Genomic DNA, 21,532 nt, shown 5'->3' on the forward strand with positions numbered 1-21,532 from the left:
ATTAAATGTCATAAAAAATAAATATTAGAAATTAAAAAACTTAAATATTATAAAATTTTATTTTAAAAATTAAATCGCTCATTTTTTACAAAACTTTGATCGCATGTAAAGAACAAGCTTTAGATAATTTACAATATAAACATTGTCAATATGTTAACCAAATAAAATTTTAACATTATTAATCTATATTTTATTTTTTTTTACCCTGCTATTAAACCACTTAGAAATCATGATAGTTTCTTAGACATAAGGAAACTGTAATGAGTGATACTTCTCTCACAAAAGAATCCACAAATACAAATCTTCACGATAAATTATTCAATATTTATAATTTGAGAACAATATGATTTTATCAAGATGATAATTTAATAAAAAAAATATCTACAAAAAATCATTAATTAAAATATTAAATTATTATATTTAAGCGTTAACCCTTGAGCTTTAAATATTTTTTTGTCGGAAAATTTAATCTAATTTTGCCTGATATACTACTCCCTCCATCTCCACCGTTACCACCATCTTGACCTTTGCTAAAAATTTTAAAGGCACCGTCTTTTCTATCTTGACCGTCTGGAGAGTTTTTATTTGATCTAAAAAATAAATCATTGTTTTTCAATTAAATTCTTATCCACATTTATAGACTCATTCTCAACAGAATCATATCTATTCTTACCTTTTGTGCCTGGAAGGGAACTCATAATAATAAAAATGAAAAAACCAATATAAGGAATTAAATAAACAAAGTACCACCAACCACTTTTATTCATATCATGCAATCTTCTCACTGATACAGAAATATAAGGAGGAAGTAAGCCAAAAGCTCCTACTACTGAAAAAATAAGTATAAGTAAAATATCACGCTCATTTTTACCTATTATCAGAACTAATAAAATGGGGATAAAAATAATTGCATAATAGAATAAGATAAAATACCAAAATTCAGAGATGCTTGCCCTGCCTTTAATACTAGCATATTTTTTTAAACAAATTTTAATAGCTTCAATAAAATTCATAATATCTCCTAATGAATAATTATTAATTTTCTTTTTATAAATAAATATTTTATTTTAGTCCACTTATTGAAAATATTTTTCGTAGAACTCTCATTTAAAGCTATATTCTCTAATTTTATCTACGACTTGAAAAGCAAATCTAAGTTATAGTAACCCTGTTAATTATATCTGTAAACATGACACATATTTGAAGTTAAATTATTTTATAAAAATATCGAAATATTAATAACACGAATAATATAAATCCTTAATCACATATAAAAATTTTATAAAAATTTCACCCATAACCACTATTAAATAATCTGCAGCACTCAAAAACTCTTTATTATATTTTAAAATGCTTAAAACTCTATCTCACTGTCGATTTGACTTTTTTTCATTTTATCATAATCTACACTTTACATTTAAAATAATTTTTCTCTACATTCAAAACGCAATTGTTTAGAAAATGATCGTCTAACATAATAGTAACAGCAGGATTATAATATGCAGAAGAATGTGCAATGGACTCGGGATGAGTACTTAATTTCGACCGACAAAAAAAAATTGGATATTGCATTTATACATTCATTCCTCACAACAACGAGCTGGGCTGAAGGTATATCGCTTGAGACTGTCAGCGAATCCATAGAGAACAGCCTCTGTTTCGGATTGTATAAAAATATTCAGCCCGTGGGTTTTTCTCGCTTTGTGACAGATTATACAACCTTTGCTTATCTTTGTGATGTATTTATTTCTCCCGATTTTCAAGGACACGGCCTCGGAAGATGGTTAATGGAGTGCTGCTTAGAGCATTCTTCCTTAAAAAAGCTGAGACGAATTATGCTTGTAACATCTGACGCCTCTTGGCTTTATCAAAAAACAGGATACTTACCAGTAAATAAAGATAACTTTGTCTGGCATATTGTTCGGCCAAATATCTATAAATCGGAATTGCTTAATTAAAAAATGTTAATATTACCAAAAATTATTTCTGAACTCATTTTGACTTTACTTGGCAGGGAAATACAAAGCTGTCATTTTGAATTCATAAATAACATGAAAAAAAATCCTACCATATGAATCTTTATTTATAAATAATCTTAATATTATAGATAAAATTATTTATTATTTTTAACAATATATAGCTTATTCAAGTATTAATTTAATTATATCAAAAAAACTATGATATATTAACTACTTATTCGAAAAAATATTTCTCTATCTTTTTTTATCATAATTACTTTTTTCATAAGGAAGTCTATTAAATATTATTCAAATAACAATCGAGATTTAAAAATATTTGATATACAAATGCTATTCGCACGATAAATTTATTTTCGTTGCTGAAATACAAAGACTTAGAAGGAATTATTTATGTCAATTTTATTTGAACCTATCAAAATAGGTGATTTATCACTAAAAAATCGAATTATTTTAGCTCCACTCACACGCTGTCGAGCCAATTATCAAAGAGTTCCAAACGATTTGATTGAAAAATATTATTGTCAAAGAGCTTCATTTGGTCTGCTTATTACAGAAGCAACTTCAATTGATATGTCTGGCGTTGGCTTTCCAAGAACCCCTGGTATATGGAACGAAGATCAAGTGAAAGCCTGGAGAAAAATAACAGATGCCGTCCATGAAAAAGATGGAACAATCGTTCTGCAATTATGGCACGTGGGAAGAGTTTCCGATCCTATTTTTAATGGGCAAGCCCCTCTTGCACCCAGTGCCATTGCACCTAAGCAAACAGTATCTTTAGTCCGCCCAGAAAAATTCTATGAGACACCTCACGCATTGACTGTTGAAGAAATAAAACAAGTGGTCGAAAGCTTCAGAACTGCAGCAGAAAATGCTAAAAAGGCGGGTTTTGATGGAGTCGAATTGCATGGAGCAAATGGGTATTTATTAGATCAGTTTTTACAATCAAACTCAAACAAGAGAACAGATCAATATGGTGGTTCAATAGAGAATAGAGCCAGATTTCCTTTAGAAGCAGTCGATGCGGTGATTGATATCTGGGGTGCAGGTCGTGTTGGATATCATATTTCACCAAGGGGCGATTTGCTCGATGTGAACGATAACAATCCACTCGAAACATTTAGTTACTTTGTCTCAGAATTATCAAAACGCAACCTTGCTTTTATATGTGCGCGTGAATATACGGCAAAAGATAGTATCTCTCCTAAATTAAAAAAACTTTTCTCAGGTGCGTTTATTTTAAATGAAGGTTTTACTAAAGATTCAGGAGAAACTGCGATTCAAAATGGAGTTGCAGATGCTATTGCTTTTGGCACGTCATCTATAGCAAATCCTGACTTAGTGCATAAATTTAAAACAGGTGAAAAATTAAATCCGTTTAATCCACAGTATTTTTATAATGAACATAAATATTTATTTGATTTAGCGGAGCCATTGCCAAAAGAGGGTTATTATGAAGTCGATAAAATAGGTTATACGGAATAATAAAATTAGTAGCTATTAATATATTTTATTTTCCATCGCGGATTATTTTTTTGGATTTTTATTCTAAAAATTGAGAGATATTTTATTAATAATTAAGGTCATTTAGAATTAACTTTTTGTATTATTTATTTTTTTATTATTTTTTACAATATTTGACAAATTATTTTTTTTATTGTTTAACGTAAAAGTTGAAATATGTTTGTCAAATATTTTTATTATAAATAAAAATAAATATTATTACAGAAAGATTCTTAAATGAAATATTTTAAAAAAAACTTACCTGTTCTTGCGAGTTTAATTGCTATATCATCTTGGAATATCAATGCATTTTCTAGAGAAATAATACCTGAAAATATTTCGCCAATAGCAGAAATAACTATAGAAAATTTATCTGGAAATTTTGGTGAGATATTAATTGAAAATGGATTTACGAGAACATTCCATTTAAGAAGTAAAAATTCAATACCTATAACAATCTCTTCTTTTAAAATCACAAATGATATTCAAAATAGTTTTAGTCTAAAAAGCGATGAAAATGAAGCAAATTGTAGGCACATAATTAATCCTCAAGATTATTGCAGTATCCCCATTTTTTTTAAACCAAAATCAATACATAACGAAACAGCTCAATTAATTGTGAATTACTCTATAGATTCAAGAGAAGAAACGTATATTTTTAATTTGAATGGTTGGGGTAAGGAATCATCTGAAGGTAGAATTTCGCTTTCAAAATTGGGTAAAGATTTTATAAATATGGAACTCAATGCAAATGCTCAATTGGATGAAAACTTTCCAAATGATATCATACCAAGCGCATTTGCAAAAAATCACTCAGGTAACTTTAATTATCCCAATCATTCTTTTGGAAACCCTCAAGTCTTTGAGGGTAATATAAATACAGATTATGATTATTCAAGAACAAGCGGTTATACTTTTAGAGTCGATGACCGAGCTCCGCATGTTCCATATAAAAATAAACTTTGCAGAAAATTTAATAAGAGAAAAGATAAAATGAATTGTGGCATTCAAGATTTAGGTGGCTTTTGGCCCTATGGAACAATGAATGTGAAGCCTAATGTTGCGAAAATAGAACTTTTGTTAAATAAGTATATAAGTCTAACTGGAAATGATTATGATCTTGAAAAAGTATCGCTTGAACTCAATTCATATAGCAATATACTACCATATATCCCTCCATTAAGTGATCTTAGTAATGATGAGATTGAAAAAATGGATGTTACCGAAATTAAATATTCACTTTACAAATATTTAAACAATCAATTAAATCTTGAACAACATGTTCGCAAAGACTATACATACACAGGATTTATTTCTACAACGGCGTCACCCAGATTTTTGTTAAATTACCATGAGTCTGCCACTAGAAACTGGTTTTATGTTATGTATGTAGAAGGTGGTGTTAGATATTATGATTTTGGCGAGTCAGAATTTGCCGTACCAGGTGGTATTGATTGGGCAGATGTCATGGGGTATTATGACAGAAAAAAAGGCAAAGCTTATATCAGACAAGGCTTTGAGTCACTCGACAAAGAAGCCTATGATAAAATTAACAATGTATTTTCAATCTTAAACAATGAATTTAATAAAGAAGATTATGTGAATTCACCTATTTCATTATATATTCAACCTTTTTGAAAAAGAGGGATTTTAATCCCTCTTGCAAATTCATATTGAGGTTGAATATAAATCATTTGCAGCTGAAGAACGAATGATAGAAGCTTGCTGTTCAAGTTCATCCGAAAAATTCAAATTGCGCTCAATAATATCTGAAAATCCATTTATTGGGCTCATATGCCCTTCTGCAGAACCACTTGCGAATGAATTTGACTCATTTTGAGAGTTTGCAGAAAAATCAGAAAAAAGATTTAATCCTCTGCTTGTAAGATCTTGAATTTTATATGCAGAAGAAACTACCTGTTTGACAAGCGGTCCATAGCGCATGATTGTTCCAATATGAGGAATCCCTAATTTCACAGAAGTATAAGCAGTTTTTGCATATGACATTGAAAAAGAAGCGGGTAAATTCCCAGAGCGATATAAATCAACTTTCGCAATTCTATTTAAATCGTATACTTTTGTCCGTCCAAGTGCCGTTTTTGCAATACCTTTCGCACTGCTTCCCACCGATAAGACTGCCGAAGCCACTCCAAACGAAAATGCAGCAATATTTAGATTGCGAATATGCTTCGAGTTGTCCGAACCATGTTTTTTATCAACCATAGAAACACCTTCAGCTGCCACATCCAATGTCGAGGCGACAACCCCAAGTCCTGCGCCAATCGCACCCACCACAGCAAGAATTGAAAGAGAAGCCCCTCCCGTTGGCACAGCTGCAGCAATGGCAATACCTAAAATAACCAAACTCACAGCTAGACCAAGTACTTTTTTAAACATACTCCAAAACAATCCACTTGGATCTTGATTATTAATCGGATCACCGTTGCAATATGAATACGAATTCAATCCACCTTTACCAAAGGGGCTCAATGGATCTGGCGAAAGAAAAACCATTAATTCCGGACTATAGGCACGTTGACCATTCCCTAGATGATACACATTCGCAATCGGATCGAGTCTCGATCCATTGAATCCAATGTTATGGCGTTTGATAAGAGGCACCGAAGGATCATCTTGGTCATTGTTGCATTCACCGTACGGAGTATAAATTCTTAAAGAATTATCCGCTGAATTTGTCGATAAAACTTTCTTAACACTCCCTGCATCATCCAAAATATTTAATTCTGAAATGAACTCACCAGACTGTTCAATTTTCCTACCCAATATTTTATTATTATCACTCAGGTAACGTAACTTACTGTTACCTTGTGTCTCGCCGATAAGTTGATTATTTAAATAATGCAAATATAGAGGATCTTGATTCGCGACTCTCTGACCAATTTGACGTCCTTCTGCATCATACTGATATTCACAGAGTTTATTTCCTGCAAGTGAAGTAGAAATCATCCGTTCAAGACCATCATATTGAAATCCATGTCCCTTATGATCGGTTAAAAGATTTCCAGAAGCATCGTATTGCAAAACATGTTGACTGTTTGGATTGGAAAAGGAAACCTGCACAAGCTGAGAAGGGTTTGCCTGACTAAAAGTACGTGTGCATATATTTTCGCTATTATCTAGAAATTGCGTGACAACACGCGTTATATTATCTAAAGAATCAAAAGTAAAATCTTGTTTCTTTATTTTACGGCCATGCGAATCAAGTGGATATTCTATTCCATTGCATTGATAAGAAATCAGTCGTCGATATGCATCATAATAAAAAACTTCATCACATAATATATTGCCCCGAGCATCACCAATTTTTTTCTGTGATATTTGACCATTTGGGTAATAAGAGAGAGAAATTGTTTGCAATAAAGCCCCATCACGTCTCAGACTCCGACTGGCTTCGCGCCCAAAATTATCAAAAGAAAGAGTGGTTTCAACTTGAAAATGACCTTCATGAACAGTCACTCTATTCATGCGCCCTAAATTGTCGTAATAACAAAATACATTAAAATGATTCGCACTTATTTTTTCTAGCCGACCATAGTTATCATAAACACGATTTTCTGTATCACCCAAAGAGGAATCGTAACGTAACAATCGCCCTGCTGGTGAATAAACAAATCCAGATTCATAGTTTCTCCCGTCAATACTAAATATTTCTTTACTTGGACGTTGCCAATCATCATATTGAATATTACGAGTTGAATGCAAATTCTGTGCCTTTGTCATATTTCCAGAAATAGAATGATAGTCAAAATTGGTAGTTTGATTTTCAATTTCAAAACGACTCAATGCAGAAAGCTCAAGGTTATAAATTAAATTTTTCCTATAACCACGTGGTGAAAGAGAAGCTGAAGGGAGAAAAGAACCTGCTGAATATTCAAAGCGTGACGTTTGCCCTCCTCCTTTATTTTCAGACATCAATCTTCCAATACCATCGTATGTGCGTGCACCAACAACTTTATTATCTACGCTTACCGTTTTTGCGAGTGAAGAAGTGGTATACTCTGCAAATTCAGATTTAATTGTACGGGCAGGTGCGCTGTTATTTGCTGGAATGGTATGTGCTTGAATCAGTCTATCAAAAATATCATAAGTATAATAAACAGTGTGACCATTTATATCTTTATCAGATTTGCTTCTTCCTAAGCCATCATATGTACGAATTTGAGTTTGTAATCTTTCATTATTTGTGCCAATTTCTGTTACGCTTTCGACTTGTCCAAATTTATTAAAGCGTGTTTCTGTTCTGTTCCCTCCAAGAGCCCCTTCTGTTTTGGTATTTTCTAGAGGATTTTCTTCAGAAATAAAAACGGATCCGTCGGGATTTCTTATTTGGCTGAGTTTACCCCAGGAATTATAACTATATTGTGTAGACAATCTGACATCGCGCGCATTGAAATTATCTATAATAACTTCTTCAGTCAATTGATCCAATCGATTGTAATGCAGAGTTTTAACAATTTTTTCTGAATTATTACTTTGTAACTCAGCCATGGAAACAGGACGACCCAATCCATCGTAACGAGTCACAGTTCTCTTGCCCATTGCATCGGTAGAAATAAGTTTTGCGGGTTCATTTGCAGAGGCAAATTGATAGGAATAAAAACGTTTGGCTTCGTAAGCTGTTCCAGGAGAAACAATTTCAGATATCACACGACCAAGAATATCATACCCCATAGTAATAGTAGATGCTCTATCTGCTCTTTGAATCGCATACAATCGATTTGTCACTTGAGATAATTGGCGAGAGGTCTCAGACCAAGTCCCATCACTCACTGAGACTCTTCTTGTCTCTGTTAAGTTATCTCCATATAAACTATAAGAAAACTGAGTTGTCGAGGTTTGGTTATTCATACGCAAAATAGATGTTTTCAGTCTGCCATGCAAAGATAAGTTGTCTTTCATATCATTATAAATAAATTCTGTAGTTACAATATTATTTACAACTTCTTTATTGCGAACTACAAAGTATCCTTTTGTTCCATTTATCATCAACTTTGTATATGTATGATTTGTTGTTTTTGTCGGTCCATCATTATTTACCGGTATAATCATTTCTTGTTTTAGAAAACGACTAAAAGCCTTAAAAGGATCGGGCGGACAATTGTTTCCTTCTCCTCCTTGTGGATAATAAATATATTGATATTTAATTCCCGAGTTTTCAATTTGTGACAGTGTGTTACCATAATCATCGGTTTCAATAAAAGTTGTTTCTTCCCGCGAAGCTCCCGAGCTCAGAAGTTTATAACGGGTAACAATTTTTTTGGGATTTTGTAAATTGGCGGGTTGCTCTGGAAAAAGCCGCCCCGCAATTTCATTGTAAGTGATTTCTTTTGTAGTTTGAGCATGCCCTCTCTGTAATATTTCTTCTTTTAATAAATGAAATTTGTTATAGGTTGTTTTAATGGATCCATAAACAATAGTTTCATTATTTGGTTCTATGGTTTTTTCTTCCGTCCAATAGTCATAAGTTCCTACTTTTAAGTAAAGATTATCTTCATAAGGCAGAAACCCACCTCCTGAAAAAGGATAACCTAAAAAGTTTTGTCCTTGACTATAGCTATATATTTTCACGGAGCTTGGCTGGCCTGCCGCAGGATTATTTTCCCACTGACTCACATATGGAATGTATGTATTATTATCAAAGTTATGCCCATTTTCTCGATAGGAGATAAATTCTTGTCCACCCAGAGGGTTTGTTATTCTTCTTATTGCAGTAAAACCACTGGTAGAAAATGTTTGGTATTCATATTTATTGGAAGAATTCAGATTCGGCTGATTTACTGAAGCATCGTAAGGCACAGACACAGTCATCAGTAAATTATTCTGATAAGAATATGCAATAGTTGATTTTTTATTATTTTCAACCAGTGTATGTGATTTTTGTACTAAATTACTCGAATACTCTAAATTAAGGATATCTTTATTTGCTTGAACATTAGAAATTCTTTGCAATTGCTCATTGGGAGTGTAATAAAATCTATATATTTCTCCATTTTCAAAAATAATTTCATAGGTTTTATAATTTGCTGAAGGACTTGGTCTTTGTAATGTTTCAATAATCCCATCTTTATAAATTATTTCAATCCGATCATTTGCAATTTTGTTAACTACAATATCTTTTAGTTTTTTATCTTTAAAGCGAAAAGAATACCCTTCGGGGGGCATGGGTTCAGAGCGAAAGGATCCGCCACTTAACAGCTGAAAAATTGAATTTGCTGTATTATACTCACTTCTGCCTAGGCTCCAGCCCTTGCCAAAACCTTCATTATTTGTATTCATCATAGAAAAAGTAAGCGAAATATCTCTTGAAGATTCTAAAGAACTTGAAGAACGAATCGTAGCTAATTTAATAACAGCACTGTATTGTCCTGTGCGTAAATCTACCGAACCATTTGAATAGGAACTAAAATTAAACGCATTGGAATAAATATTTGTTGTCATGATTTCTCCATATATTTTTACATGAAATAAAAATATCTATTTCATGTAAATTATTTAATAGAAAAGGAAATTTAGCCGTTTGAAATAGTAAGCATGTTGAAGTTTTCAATGCTGTTAAAAATATATTTATGAACGCAACCAAAATTATCTGTTATATTGTAGCTCAGTCTATTGTCGTAGTTTGTGCTCACGTGACTGTTAAATGCGAACCGCAAAGCACGGATAAATTGATTATTTTCTTTTAAATTAACACTGCTGGTATCATTTACATAATCAACAATATCTTTTATTGTAAGGTATGATACATTAGACTTAATGGTTGCACATATAAATCTTTTAGATTTTGGCTTTTTGTCGGTAAAATACAAAAGTTTCGAAGAAGTATGGCCTTGTCCAGAATAGACTTCTTCTAATATTCTTAAGCTATATGGTAATTGCCAGTAATAAATATCGACATCATATCCATTCGCAGTATAGGCGTCATCCCTGCGATGATTCAGGAGATTCCCTACATTTATTCTATAAGGAGCGATGGGAGTGATTGTCACGTAACTTTCATCACTTACGGAATGAGTAGAATAGGTTTCGCCATTGTCAAGCCTTATTGTCGCCATAAGCTTTTGCGGTTGAATGGGAACTGAAGAAGCACAACGAAGAAAACGAGTAAAAACTTGATAAGAAGCTCTTTCAGTTACGTTTAAAGATCCATCTTCTATCGAATTTTGTGCAAAATTTTCATCATTATTGACGTCGAAACCGAATTCATCCATTTCAGAGAATGTTCCCGAAATAAAACCAATATCAAATTTATTTTTTGTATCATCCTTATACCAGCCATTGGGTAAAGAGGCTAAGACATTTGATGAAAATTCCGCAATCTTTATGCTGCTTATTTCTGCACTTGTCAAAGATTGTTTTAACCAAATACTATTTTTTTCATCAAAAATTAATTTTTCAATTTGAATTTCAACTTTACATTGTTGATTGCCATTTGCGTACATTTTGGGTTCACCAATCGGCGTAATTTTAAACCACCCTAATTTTAGCGAACTCAAATTTTGAATATCCTGAAATTTCTCCGTGGTATTTTGTCCAGATATATTTTCATTCATCATACTAGCCTCCGAATTTATGATTTTTTTAACGGAACACACATAAAGCAGAACAACTTTAAATAATGAAAATTTTTATTAATATTTTTTTGACTTTTTTCTAAACATACTTCATTAAAACACTACTGCAAATAGTCTAGCATATTCTCTTTCTTCAAAACACTCTGTACTGCAGGCCTATCAAAAACACGCTTCATATAGTTTGTAATATTTTTATATTCTAAAGTGCTTATTTTTACCCATTTAGTCCATCCTATAATCGTAAATAAATAAGCATCAGCTATAGTAAATTGATTGCCTGTAATATAATTTTTTCCAGCTAAATTATTCTCAATATGATCCAAGAATGTTTTAATTTTTTTTGCAGCAAAGTCTTTTATTTCTGTTTGTGCTGTTTCCGATTGAGAAATATCTTTTACTTGAAAAAATGGAGTAAATGCTTTTTGTAGATCCGAAGCCACAAAAGCAACCCAGCTCATGGTTTCAGATCGCTCCCAAGTTCCATTGCCAGCAAGTAATTGTGCTGATGGTTTTTGATCTGCGAGATATTCAAGTATAGCTGTATTTTGAGTCAAGGTTTTTCCTTGCGCTGAAATAAGAACTGGCACGGCTCCCAAGGGATTCAATTTATTTAGCTCTGATACATTCAGATCCCTTTTCCAACTGACTTCTATTGGAGTGTACTCGAGGGAAAGTTCTTCAAGTGCAATGTGACATGCTGTCGAACAGGTGGAGGTTGAAAAATAAAACTTCATCATTTTTGCAATCCTTTCTGAGCAAATCGAGCTATTTTAAAAAAAATCATTTATTAGGTATATTTTTACTATAGTGAATATTAAAAATCAAATTTTATCTTGCCATACTTGAATTCCTTCTCTATATTTCAATTACAGATAAATTCTGTTTATACCTAAAATAAATTAAAATATATTTTTTCCAGGAGATCCTATGAAGTTCAACATTGTTATTATTTTTGCGATATTATTTCTTCCAAAAAATTCCTTTTGTATTGAAAAAATGGAAATTATTGCAAATAAAGTTTCAGTATCCGCTAAAAACAAACCTATGAATATTGATCAGGCAAAAGAATTCTATAAAGTGCCTGCAGTTAGCATTGCTCTTATCGATAAAAATAAAATTGATTGAACATATGCAAATGTCTATAAATCTGCAAAAAAAAACTATTAATTGATGAAAATACAATATTCAACTTTGGCTCAATGGCAAAACCAATATCTGCTATGATAGCTATTAAACTTGTTGATAAAGGTGTTTTAAAATTAGACTCAGATGTTAATAATGATTTATTAGGTTGGCAGATAAAAATGCTGTGGTCTTAGAGAAAAAGCTTGGCAGTGAATTCATTTACTCTTTGGCAAGGACATATAATTGGCCGACAAATGGAAAACTATTTGAGAATTTTATATGGATAGCACATTGCTTAATATTTATTAAAAAATTCAATATTCATAATGATTACTTGGTGGCTTAATTATGTTGGACAGCTTCTAACATTATTTAGGGGGGTGTCTTTTAACAATGCTAGATAAAAAATGTAATCACTTCCCATTGTAATTCATATTTATAAGACTTTTTCCACTCCGGCCAACACCTAAGAGTAAATGTTTCTTTTGCGTTTTTGCAGAAAGCCATAGTGGGAAAGATTTAAATGTAAATACCATATCATAATCAAAAGCGACGCTGCCTGCGTCCATTGGCACATATCCAGGATTGCTTTGAAACCACTTCATCCATGCCATTGAGCCAGGAGCAGGCGAGACAAGAAAATTTTTATCAGATTTTGCAGGCATTTCTGTTGCGGGAAGTAGAAAAGAATTCATTCCCATTGTTGATTTTGCATCCCACTGCGCAGAACTATGACAACTCATACAACCCGAGTTTTGTGCATTTTTTGCATAAACATTTTTTCCATTTCTATCTTGATAGACAATATCATTAACAGCCCCATCATTAGGTCCAGAGAGTCGCCCTCCCCAGCCTAAAGTCATTTTTGCATATTTGGGTGCTTTGGGATTGATCCAATTTTCAAGCAGCTTTGCTTTTGAATTATTTGCACTGTTTATGTCTGGATCATTTCCCCATTGTGCTCCAAGTGGAACCATTTTATCCCAAACATCTTTTCCTGGTGCATTTGCATCATAAACAAGTGTAGTAAAAACCCAACCTGTTTTAGGCGATGACTTTGAGTCTTTAACTATGATATCAAATTGCATAAAATACGCTTGCGTTACCTTAGGAGGTAAAACAGCATCCGCTTTCCCATTTTTAGTTGCGTCCACTGAAATATAAAGAGGCCAAGCTTGGGTTCCTTTCATAGCTGTCCAAATCTCTGGACCAGCCGTCGTAAATGCTGCTTTTACAATAAGAGAACCCTCAAGAAATTGTGAAGCCGCTTTATCGATATTCGCATTTTGAGCATCTCTACCCCAGACTTTATAAAGTGTCTGAGCTGCAGTTTCATCATAATATGTTAAAACATAGGTAGTAAAAGATTTTTTTAGACCTGTACCCTTAAATAAATTTTTATTTAATAGATCACTCCCTACATACATACCGTGAATAGATTCACGCAATTTTGGATTTGGATTTTCCTCTTTTGGTTTTAAATTATTCTTATATGCTCTCCCTAACCAAGGTTCATTATACCAACCGCGATCATCCGCATTCCACTCTGGATAGTTCTGAATTAAGACGCGCATATCTTTACTTACGGCATCTTTTAAAGCCTCTGTGTATATTTCAGCATTATTTACTGTGATACGTTCATTTTTTATACTTGTACGCCAAGGCGTATTCTCAGCAGGTTTCGAACTATTTGGATAATTAAAACTTAATTTAAATTTTGGCCCATTATATTCTTGTTTACTTGGCTCATAACCATTATTATTTTCGAAAGGCTTTACTTCATCTTCTGCGTGAGAAAACGAACAATAAAAATTAGAAAGTAAAACAGGCAATAAAATTCGAACATTTTTCCTAAACATATCACCTCCCAGTAAAATAAAATTTTTAGTTACTTTATTTTACTAGTTATTTATCGAAAATTCAAAATATTAAAAAATGACACTTTTGATTTGATATATCCTGATGCTCTCATCACTTCGACTGCAAAACTCTGTTCTTCTTTTACGGCTTTTTTAATTATGATTTTATTTATAATTATATCTATCAAAAGTTCACTCCATTTAGTCACTAATACAGGAAATTCCGGAATATAAATAAGTTGAATTCCTCCATAGGGGACAGGTTTTAAAGTTTGCCCATATTGATTTGCGCATTCGATCGTTTGTAGCGCATATGGCGCCAATTTTAAGTATTCTTTGCTCTTATAAGTAGAAGCTCTTGCTCCAGGAGAAATAGAAAGCCAATCATTTGTCTTAGCCACAAGATCATTATATTCTGGCGACGTTGCCCAAGTGATAAACTTAACAGCCTCTGCTTGATATTTTGAAGAAACGGGTACTGCTAAAGAGCATATCCAAATGGCACATTTTCCATTTTGAAAGAGATCAAATCAATGCCCCTCTAAAGCAAACGCCATAAACTCCTTTTTTTGGATCATGCAAAAGGGGTAAAAACTTTAGAATATCATTATAGGTTGGGTTATTGGGCATAGTAAGTCCATCTTTTTATAATAAATCATTTCGATAAAATGTAATTGAGCTCTCTCCATAAAATGGAAGTGCATATAATTTATCTTTATAAGTAAGAGCACTGCGAATATTTTTCAACATATCATCAAATCGCGAGCAAGTTAGTAATTGGCACTAACAAACCTGCTTTTGGTTTTTCTTAAGAACATTTCAAAGAAAAGGCAAATTTTTCGCTTATAAATAAAAATAATGCAATTAAAATAAGAACAAAATAATTATCATATATTCTTATAATAAAAATTTTATGAAACATATTAAGCTATTTTTAAAAAGATAATTATATATATTTCACTTCAAGCTGCACTTCGATTCATCCGTCAACCTTCTGGATTGAATTTTTATAGAATTATATTCCTAATAAATTACTATCCTCAATTTTTAATAAAAAAAGATAATAAATTATTAATATTAAATAATAATTAACATATATTTTTTAATTTTTAAAAATATATTTAGACTTCGTCAAAAAAATACGGTTAGTTATATTCGTAAAAAAAAAGTATCCTAAAATAATTAATTACACAACTTGGGGTAAAAATGATCAAATATATTTGGAAAATAATAATTCTATTCTTTCTCATATCCAATTACGTCTTTGCTGGAGAAAAGGACATCGTTGTTATTGAAAGTTATAGTAAGAAATTCAAATGGGACATTGATTATACCAATGAAATAATTAAAAAACTGGGTTCACGTTATAAAATCCATTTATTTGAAATGAATACTAAAGTTCTACCAAAATCTCAGCATGAAGCTGCGGCTCTCAAAGGCTTGGATTTTATATTAAAAATAAATCCTACTCTTGTTATTTTGGGTGATGATGCCGCTTTGAAGTACTTGGGCCCTAAAGTTGAAGAAAAGAAAATCCGCACAGTTTACTTAGGAATAAATAATAATCCAAGAGTTTATTTTAAAACCACACCAAAATATATAACAGGAATACTTGAACGACCATTGATAAGACGATCCGCTTTATTTATAAAAGATATTATTCCAAAAGCCAAAAATGTACTAATACTATTTGATAAAGATCGAACTTCTGAAATTGTCTTTGAAGATTTCTTTTTAAGCAAGTCAAGCGTGGTTTTCTCAGATGTTAAATTTGACATTTTTTTAGTAGATAAATTTGATAAATGGAAAAATATAATTTTACATAGCGCTAAAAAATATGATGCTATTGCTCTTGGATTATACCATACTTTAGTTGATGAAAATTCAAAAAATGTAGATTCTAATGATGTCATTAAATGGACTTCTGATAATGCAACAATACCATTGTTTGCTTTTTGGGATTTCGCAGTTGGAAAAAATAAGGCCATGGGGGGACTCGTTCTGACAGGCGCAGGTCAAGGGAAAGCAGCGGCAGAAGTTTCAGAAAAAATTTTCAAAGATAAAAATTTAATACTAGGAAATATTTTACCCGTTTATTTGCAAGAAGGAATTTTTGTATTTAGCAAGAACGAATTGAAAAAAGCTAACATAAAACTACCAGTATCTATTCAAAATAATTCAATTTTTGTTGATTAAATTTGCTTTCATTCGTTTTTAAATCAGTCTCAAAGACTTGATAAATAGTTTATATTTATATTACTATAAAAAGTATTTTGCATTTTGCAAAATATTAAGTGGTTTCTATTGGAGAGAATATATTGAGATGGATTGTTTATATCATTGAATCTACTTCTGGCAAGCTATATACAGGAATAACAACTGATTTAGAACGAAGACTTACAGAACATATCAGTGGAAAAAAAGGGGCTAAGTTTTTTCGTTTCTCTGCGCCTGAAAAAATACTTTATAATGAAAACTTTCAAACGCGCTCAGATGCATCTAAACGCGAGTGGGAAATCAAAAAAATGCCGCGTTTGAAGAAGATTGAATTAATTGCTTTCAGCAAAAATAATATAGAAATTAAATAGAAATATTTTTTCTCATTTTACCAATGTCTTTTAACTGTTATATCAAACAAGAAAATATAATAAACATTTAAAGTTTAGTTGCTAGATTATAGACAAAACTTAATATTTCATATAAAGATTTAAAACTATTTTAATATTACTTGAAGGAGTGAATATCATGCAAACTCTTTTACAATTTAAAGAACTACTTATTTCTTCCCCCAAAATTTCTTCTTTCAATATTTTAAAATTCGAACAGGAAATTCAAAATTCGATCCAATATCTAAATTCAGATATTGCGAGAGAAAGTTTAAGTATCGATGCTTATTGGCCCAAATGGAACAGTCCCTGGTGGCATATGCTATTGCTGCATGAATTAGGTGAAACCCAAAAAATACCAAGCGAAATTATTGAAAAGTTGATTATAGCTCTTAATAAATTGCCAATAAAGATTTTTGTGCTACACCCACACGAAAATCCTGGGGATCTTTATTTGCCATTTGCATCATCATGTCACTGCGCTCTCGGCTGTATTTATCAAGTTTTATCCGCAAGAGGAGTTAATGTTGATAAAGATTTACCATGGATTCGACCTTGGTTTCTCAAATATCAGATGTCGGATGGGGGATTAAATTGCGATGAAACTGCATATTTACAAAAAGATGAGTGCCCAAGCTCAATGGTAGGAACTATTCCTCCCTTCGAATCTATTTTGTTATATACCAAGAGAGCATGGACAAACGAAGAACTTATTTTTCTTGATAAATGTGGACAATTTTTAATTGACCGTAAAGTCATGCACGGCTCAAATACAAAACACAATGCTGAAGAAAAACTCAATGAAAACAAGTGGCTTAAACTCTGTTTTCCTCGTTTTTATTTATACGATGTTTTACGTGGACTCAATGTTTTGGTTAAATGGGCTCTACTCAGAGCCCAATCTCTGCCATTAAACACAATATATCCAGTAGTAAATTATCTTATAGAAACGTTTCCAGATGGTATTATAAAAAACCTCCGACTCTCCTTTGAAGGAGAAGGAAGCTTATCACCTGTAGAAACTGATAAAAATTTACGCCGCCAAGAGGCAAGCACATATCCACTCTTAGAAAAAGTCAGCTCTATAGGAGAAACTTCACCGATTCTCACCAAACAATGGATTGAAACAAAAATAAATTTAATATCATTGATTGAGAAAAATCTTATTATTTAAGATTTTTTTAACCATTATAATAAATGAGTCATCATTCTCATTCCCTTGAGGGAACGAGAGGTTCACAGTGCATTGCGCAGAAAAAAACAAACAGTCAAAAAAATGTTTGCCTAAAATAAAAAAAAATCAGTTACCTTAAAAGTTTAATGAATTAATGCCATACAATAATGGCATTGCAATGCACTAATCTGCCGCAAAAATTTTCAACAGATACAAATAGAGAGGTTTTTATGTTTCTTAAAGTTTTAGCAATAATTATCATAATTGCTGCCGGGTTTTTTGGATATGTTGCACTCCAACCTTCTGATTTCCGCATTGTCCGCGAAATTAAGGTCAACACTTCTGCACAACTGCCTTTTTCATATACGAATGATCTGCGTAAATTTACAGAATGGGATCCTTGGGCTAAACTCGACCCAAATGCCAAAATGAATTTTGAAGGAAATCAAACAGGTGTGGGTGCCATGCTGAACTGGGATGGAAATAAAGAGGTTGGCCAAGGAAAGGCAACTATCACAGAGTCTAAACCCAATTCCTCGGTACGCATGAAAATCGAAATGTTTAAGCCTTATCCATTTGTCAATGATGTTCTCTTTTCTTTTAAAGAAGAAGGGACACAAACAAACGTAACTTGGGAAATGACAGGAAAAGCGAATTTTATGTATAAACTCGCATGCGTATTTATGAATAGAGATAAAGTTATTGGTGGCGAGTTTGAAAAAGGTTTAACACAACTCAAAGAAATAGTTGAAGCTAAAAGTTCCGGAAAAAAATAATTTATCTTTAATATAATTTATCATCATTGTCTTTCTTTAAATCACTTACAGAAGATTTAATGCTTTGCAAGACAGCATCTTCAAAGGATACAATGAGTAAATTATTCTTAAACTTTCTTTCTGCAATCCATTTCCAAGAATAATTATTTGGATTTAAAAGACCCATTTGGGTAGTTATGTTTCCATTTAAATCATAAAAATCCTTGTCCGCAGAAATCATTGCAAAAGCTATTGGATAATGCCCATATTTACTTGAAATGTCTGAAATAAAGGATTCTGCAACTGTGCCTTTTATTTTCGAAGGTTTATTTTCTTTAATAGACTGATAAATAATATCGAGGGCAGCACGTGCATTGGCGTTTTCTTTTAAAGATAAATACGAAGCAGGTATAACATTCTCCTTACCAATGTTTTTTTCCCAAATTGTAATAAACTGAGCATCGAGCAAAGTGTTATTAAAGCTACTATTTGTCTGACTCGTAATTGGAAAGACTATAACTTTAATTTTATTAAGTGACACATTTCTATCAATACTTAACGAAGTCTGCTCTCCCAATTCTGAGATTGTCATACAAGACGCTAATAATAAAGACGAAGCAGTTAAAATTATTAATTTGCTTATTGCTGTCATTTTCTTTTTCATATCACTCCTTTTCCGATTCATAGAAATTCAGTTACTTTATAGTGATAGAATATTATACATTTTACTGTCAATGAATGCTTGGAAAATCTTTAAAAATGAGCGATAGGCATAAAAATATGACATTGTAAGTCAAAATTATTTTTAACCCTCACAAATATAAATGATTCACCTTTACACAATTTTTTGTTAGATAAACTCCATCCTAGATTTGCATATTCGTTTTGCAAATTTTATTTATAAAGGAAGTTAAAATGGATGTTAAAGACAGCAGTGGAAATATTTTATGCGATGGTGATGCCGTAAAACCCAACAAGGACTTAAAAGTAAAGGGTTCCTCGATGGTTATTAAACGAGGAACGGTTATTAAAAAAATAAAAATTATTGAAGACAATGAAAAAGAAATTGAATGCCGTGTCGATGGGGTTGAACTAAAACTCGAAGTCCGCTGGTTGCAAAAAGTTTAAGCATTCTATTATAGACAAAATTAAAATAAATAGACTCGAAACAAATCCCTTGATATCTTATAAGTCAATACAATCATTATTTTTATTTAAATTTATTTATTTTATATAAAGATAACAATAAGCTAAAAGGGTATTTGATGAAAAAACTTTTATTTGTAAGTTTTGCTTCTTTATCTTCTATAACTCATGCCAATGCCCATTTGGTGATGTCATACGTAGAAGTCAATTCGAATCAATTGTCTAATGTTGGCTGTTTTGTCCGCTCAGACAATAATCAACCATTGATTCAAATGACATCAATTTTCGCTGCGAATATCAATGGGGATAATCCAAACAATCCTGTTATATATTTCAATCCGCAAGTCATGAATCTTTTGAGTAATGATTACAAACAAATAGAGGACTTACAGAAAAAAGGAATAAAAGTTTTAATTACTTTGCTTGGAAACCATCAAAACGCAGGTTGGGCCTGTATGACAAATACGCTAAGTAAGATCAAATTTGCAAAAGACATTGTCAAAATTGTAAATAAATATAAACTTGATGGAGTCGATATCGATGATGAGTATTCCAATTGCTCTACAAATGAAAACTCTCTCGCCGATCTTGCTCAGTTGATTAAAGCAGATCCCGCATTCAAAAATAAAATTTTGTCAAAAGCATTATTTTCGGATTCTTTCGAATTTTCAAATCATAAATTGGCAAAGTATTTGGACTTTGGATGGGAAATGACTTATTCATCGAATAATTTTGCAGGAAGATTAAATCCATACTTAAATTACGGTATGAAAAAAGAAAATTTACTGCTAGGCAGTTGGACAAATATAAATTACCCCTCCCCATCTTCAGTGAATCAATATACTTTAAATAATAATTTTGCAGGTATCATGATTTATGACATTAAAGCTAATTCTCAAAATTTTTTAAATTCGCTTGTTCAAACGAATACAAATAATTCTTTGACAATAAATGTTCTACCAAATTGTTTAAGGTGATTCATTTAAATAAACAACAGATCCATTAAATTTATTATATATTTATAATTAATTATAAAACATATCAATTCTTTCAGAACTCAGTTTTAATGGATGCTTAGCATATTCCAGATCTTAAAAATATTCAAAGTTAAAGTGTAGAATAGTTTCTTTTAGATTTTTATAAGAGGAAATAAAACCCTATTTTATTTAAGGGGTTATTCATTAAAAAAAGAAAATTTTCAGATAAATTAAAATTTATTATTTCATTTTTTCTTTGCAGATTTTTTCTTAGAAACTTTCTTTTTGGAAGGTTTCTTTTTTGTACTTTTAACGCTTTTTGTTTTAGACGATTTTTTAGCTGACATTTTCTTCGTCGTTTTCTTTGTTACTTTCTTTTTGGAAGATTTTTTTGCTGAAGTTTTCTTTTTAATTAACTTACCAAATCCCCAAGCATATCCATCAATATCTACCAAAGCGCACATCCTGTCGCCCCAATATGTATCTTCAGGCTCCATTGTTCCACGTGCACCGTTTGCAATTGCATTTTTGTAAAATTTATCGACGTTATCAACATACACGTAAAGCATATTTGGTGGTGGATTTAAACTCGAAGCGGGAGATTTTGCTTTATCTCCCATTGCTCCTTCTGGGGCAAACATAAATAATGTGATATTTTTATAAGTCATTTCTGCATGATGAATCTGTCCATCCTTACCTGGCTTAGTTTTTGATTTAAAGCCAAAAGCTTTTTTGTAAAAATCCAAAGATTGTTTAGCATCACGAACAGACAAGTAAGGTAACAGCCATGGTGTACGTGGAGGGCGAGGATCCATATTT

General features: G+C 31.8%; 20 protein-coding genes. 11 read left to right on the plus strand and 9 right to left on the minus strand.

The features are described from left to right. Positions 1–427: 427 nt before the first annotated feature. Together EZS29_RS10725 and EZS29_RS10730 are read right to left on the minus strand one after the other, a co-directional pair. On the minus strand, positions 428–616 hold the full coding sequence (locus tag EZS29_RS10725) for a hypothetical protein (protein ID WP_130610222.1): 189 nt from the start codon (positions 614–616) through the stop codon (positions 428–430). Further along, a complete protein-coding gene (locus EZS29_RS10730; protein WP_130610226.1) occupies positions 603–1,013 on the minus strand; it encodes a DUF805 domain-containing protein in 411 nt (136 codons plus the stop codon). Before EZS29_RS10730 ends, EZS29_RS10725 begins: the two co-directional genes overlap by 14 nt. A 486-nt stretch (positions 1,014–1,499) precedes the next feature. On the opposite strand from EZS29_RS10730, the gene EZS29_RS10735 reads away from it, so the two are divergent. The 3 genes from EZS29_RS10735 (at position 1,500) to EZS29_RS10745 (ending at position 5,117) form a co-directional block, all read left to right on the plus strand. Beyond that, complete coding sequence (locus EZS29_RS10735; RefSeq protein ID WP_130610230.1) at positions 1,500–1,958, plus strand: GNAT family N-acetyltransferase; 459 nt, start codon at positions 1,500–1,502, stop codon at positions 1,956–1,958. A gap of 411 nt (positions 1,959–2,369) precedes the next feature. Beyond that, the gene (locus EZS29_RS10740) at positions 2,370–3,461 is read left to right on the plus strand and encodes an alkene reductase (protein WP_130610233.1); all 1,092 of its coding nucleotides are present in this window, start codon (positions 2,370–2,372) and stop codon (positions 3,459–3,461) included. Positions 3,462–3,716: 255 nt separating this feature from the next. Continuing rightward, the gene (locus EZS29_RS10745) at positions 3,717–5,117 is read left to right on the plus strand and encodes a hypothetical protein (protein ID WP_130610236.1); all 1,401 of its coding nucleotides are present in this window, start codon (positions 3,717–3,719) and stop codon (positions 5,115–5,117) included. 30 nt (positions 5,118–5,147) lie between these two features. On the opposite strand, the gene EZS29_RS10750 is transcribed toward EZS29_RS10745, so the two are convergent. The 3 genes from EZS29_RS10750 to EZS29_RS10760 form a co-directional block, all read right to left on the minus strand. Then, positions 5,148–9,938, minus strand: coding sequence for an RHS repeat domain-containing protein (locus tag EZS29_RS10750; RefSeq protein WP_130610239.1), 4,791 nt, complete (start codon positions 9,936–9,938; stop codon positions 5,148–5,150). A gap of 71 nt (positions 9,939–10,009) precedes the next feature. Then, complete coding sequence (locus EZS29_RS10755; protein WP_130610242.1) at positions 10,010–11,053, minus strand: hypothetical protein; 1,044 nt, start codon at positions 11,051–11,053, stop codon at positions 10,010–10,012. Positions 11,054–11,172: 119 nt separating this feature from the next. After that, a complete protein-coding gene (locus tag EZS29_RS10760; protein ID WP_130610245.1) occupies positions 11,173–11,808 on the minus strand; it encodes a glutathione S-transferase family protein in 636 nt (211 codons plus the stop codon). A 190-nt stretch (positions 11,809–11,998) separates the two neighbouring features. Here EZS29_RS10760 and EZS29_RS10765 point away from each other — a divergent pair, with 190 nt between their 5' ends. Beyond that, entirely contained in the window at positions 11,999–12,196 is a 198-nt protein-coding gene (locus EZS29_RS10765; RefSeq protein WP_130610248.1) for a hypothetical protein, read from the plus strand. A 41-nt stretch (positions 12,197–12,237) separates the two neighbouring features. Continuing rightward, positions 12,238–12,390: a serine hydrolase gene (locus EZS29_RS16355; RefSeq protein ID WP_425460368.1), complete on the plus strand. Its 153-nt coding sequence runs from the start codon at positions 12,238–12,240 to the stop codon at positions 12,388–12,390. A 219-nt stretch (positions 12,391–12,609) separates the two neighbouring features. Here the strand turns inward: EZS29_RS16355 and EZS29_RS10775 are convergent, their stop codons facing one another. Continuing rightward, positions 12,610–14,055 carry a hypothetical protein gene (locus tag EZS29_RS10775; RefSeq protein WP_130610254.1) on the minus strand — a complete coding sequence of 482 codons (1,446 nt, stop codon included), beginning with the start codon at positions 14,053–14,055 and terminating at the stop codon, positions 12,610–12,612. A gap of 50 nt (positions 14,056–14,105) precedes the next feature. Then, positions 14,106–14,456, minus strand: a complete 351-nt coding sequence (locus tag EZS29_RS10780) for a hypothetical protein (protein ID WP_130610257.1) — start codon at positions 14,454–14,456, stop codon at positions 14,106–14,108. Positions 14,457–15,261: 805 nt separating this feature from the next. Here EZS29_RS10780 and EZS29_RS10785 point away from each other — a divergent pair. The 4 genes from EZS29_RS10785 to EZS29_RS10800 all read left to right on the plus strand — a co-directional run bounded on the left by EZS29_RS10785 (position 15,262) and on the right by EZS29_RS10800 (position 18,611). After that, positions 15,262–16,251, plus strand: a complete 990-nt coding sequence (locus tag EZS29_RS10785; protein ID WP_130610260.1) for a hypothetical protein — start codon at positions 15,262–15,264, stop codon at positions 16,249–16,251. 122 nt (positions 16,252–16,373) lie between these two features. Beyond that, the gene (locus EZS29_RS10790) at positions 16,374–16,643 is read left to right on the plus strand and encodes a GIY-YIG nuclease family protein (RefSeq protein ID WP_130610263.1); all 270 of its coding nucleotides are present in this window, start codon (positions 16,374–16,376) and stop codon (positions 16,641–16,643) included. Between the two features lie 157 nt (positions 16,644–16,800). Then, positions 16,801–17,835, plus strand: a complete 1,035-nt coding sequence (locus tag EZS29_RS10795; protein ID WP_130610266.1) for a hypothetical protein — start codon at positions 16,801–16,803, stop codon at positions 17,833–17,835. A gap of 230 nt (positions 17,836–18,065) precedes the next feature. Beyond that, positions 18,066–18,611, plus strand: a complete 546-nt coding sequence (locus tag EZS29_RS10800) for an SRPBCC family protein (RefSeq protein WP_172603898.1) — start codon at positions 18,066–18,068, stop codon at positions 18,609–18,611. A 7-nt stretch (positions 18,612–18,618) separates the two neighbouring features. Here the strand turns inward: EZS29_RS10800 and EZS29_RS10805 are convergent, their stop codons facing one another. Then, complete coding sequence (locus EZS29_RS10805) at positions 18,619–19,254, minus strand: hypothetical protein (protein ID WP_130610272.1); 636 nt, start codon at positions 19,252–19,254, stop codon at positions 18,619–18,621. Positions 19,255–19,505: 251 nt separating this feature from the next. Between EZS29_RS10805 and EZS29_RS10810 the strand changes: the two genes are divergently transcribed. Both EZS29_RS10810 and EZS29_RS10815 read left to right on the plus strand, forming a co-directional pair. Then, the gene (locus EZS29_RS10810; RefSeq protein WP_130610275.1) at positions 19,506–19,718 is read left to right on the plus strand and encodes an alkylphosphonate utilization protein; all 213 of its coding nucleotides are present in this window, start codon (positions 19,506–19,508) and stop codon (positions 19,716–19,718) included. A gap of 137 nt (positions 19,719–19,855) precedes the next feature. Then, complete coding sequence (locus EZS29_RS10815) at positions 19,856–20,713, plus strand: glycosyl hydrolase family 18 protein (RefSeq protein WP_130610278.1); 858 nt, start codon at positions 19,856–19,858, stop codon at positions 20,711–20,713. A gap of 245 nt (positions 20,714–20,958) precedes the next feature. Here EZS29_RS10815 and EZS29_RS10820 read toward each other — a convergent pair whose 3' ends face one another. Further along, positions 20,959–21,528: a VOC family protein gene (locus EZS29_RS10820; RefSeq protein ID WP_130610281.1), complete on the minus strand. Its 570-nt coding sequence runs from the start codon at positions 21,526–21,528 to the stop codon at positions 20,959–20,961. Positions 21,529–21,532 lie beyond the last annotated feature (4 nt).

Origin of the sequence: Fluviispira sanaruensis (assembly GCF_004295685.1) — a bacterium.
Lineage (GTDB): Bacteria > Bdellovibrionota_B > Oligoflexia > Silvanigrellales > Silvanigrellaceae > Silvanigrella > Silvanigrella sanaruensis.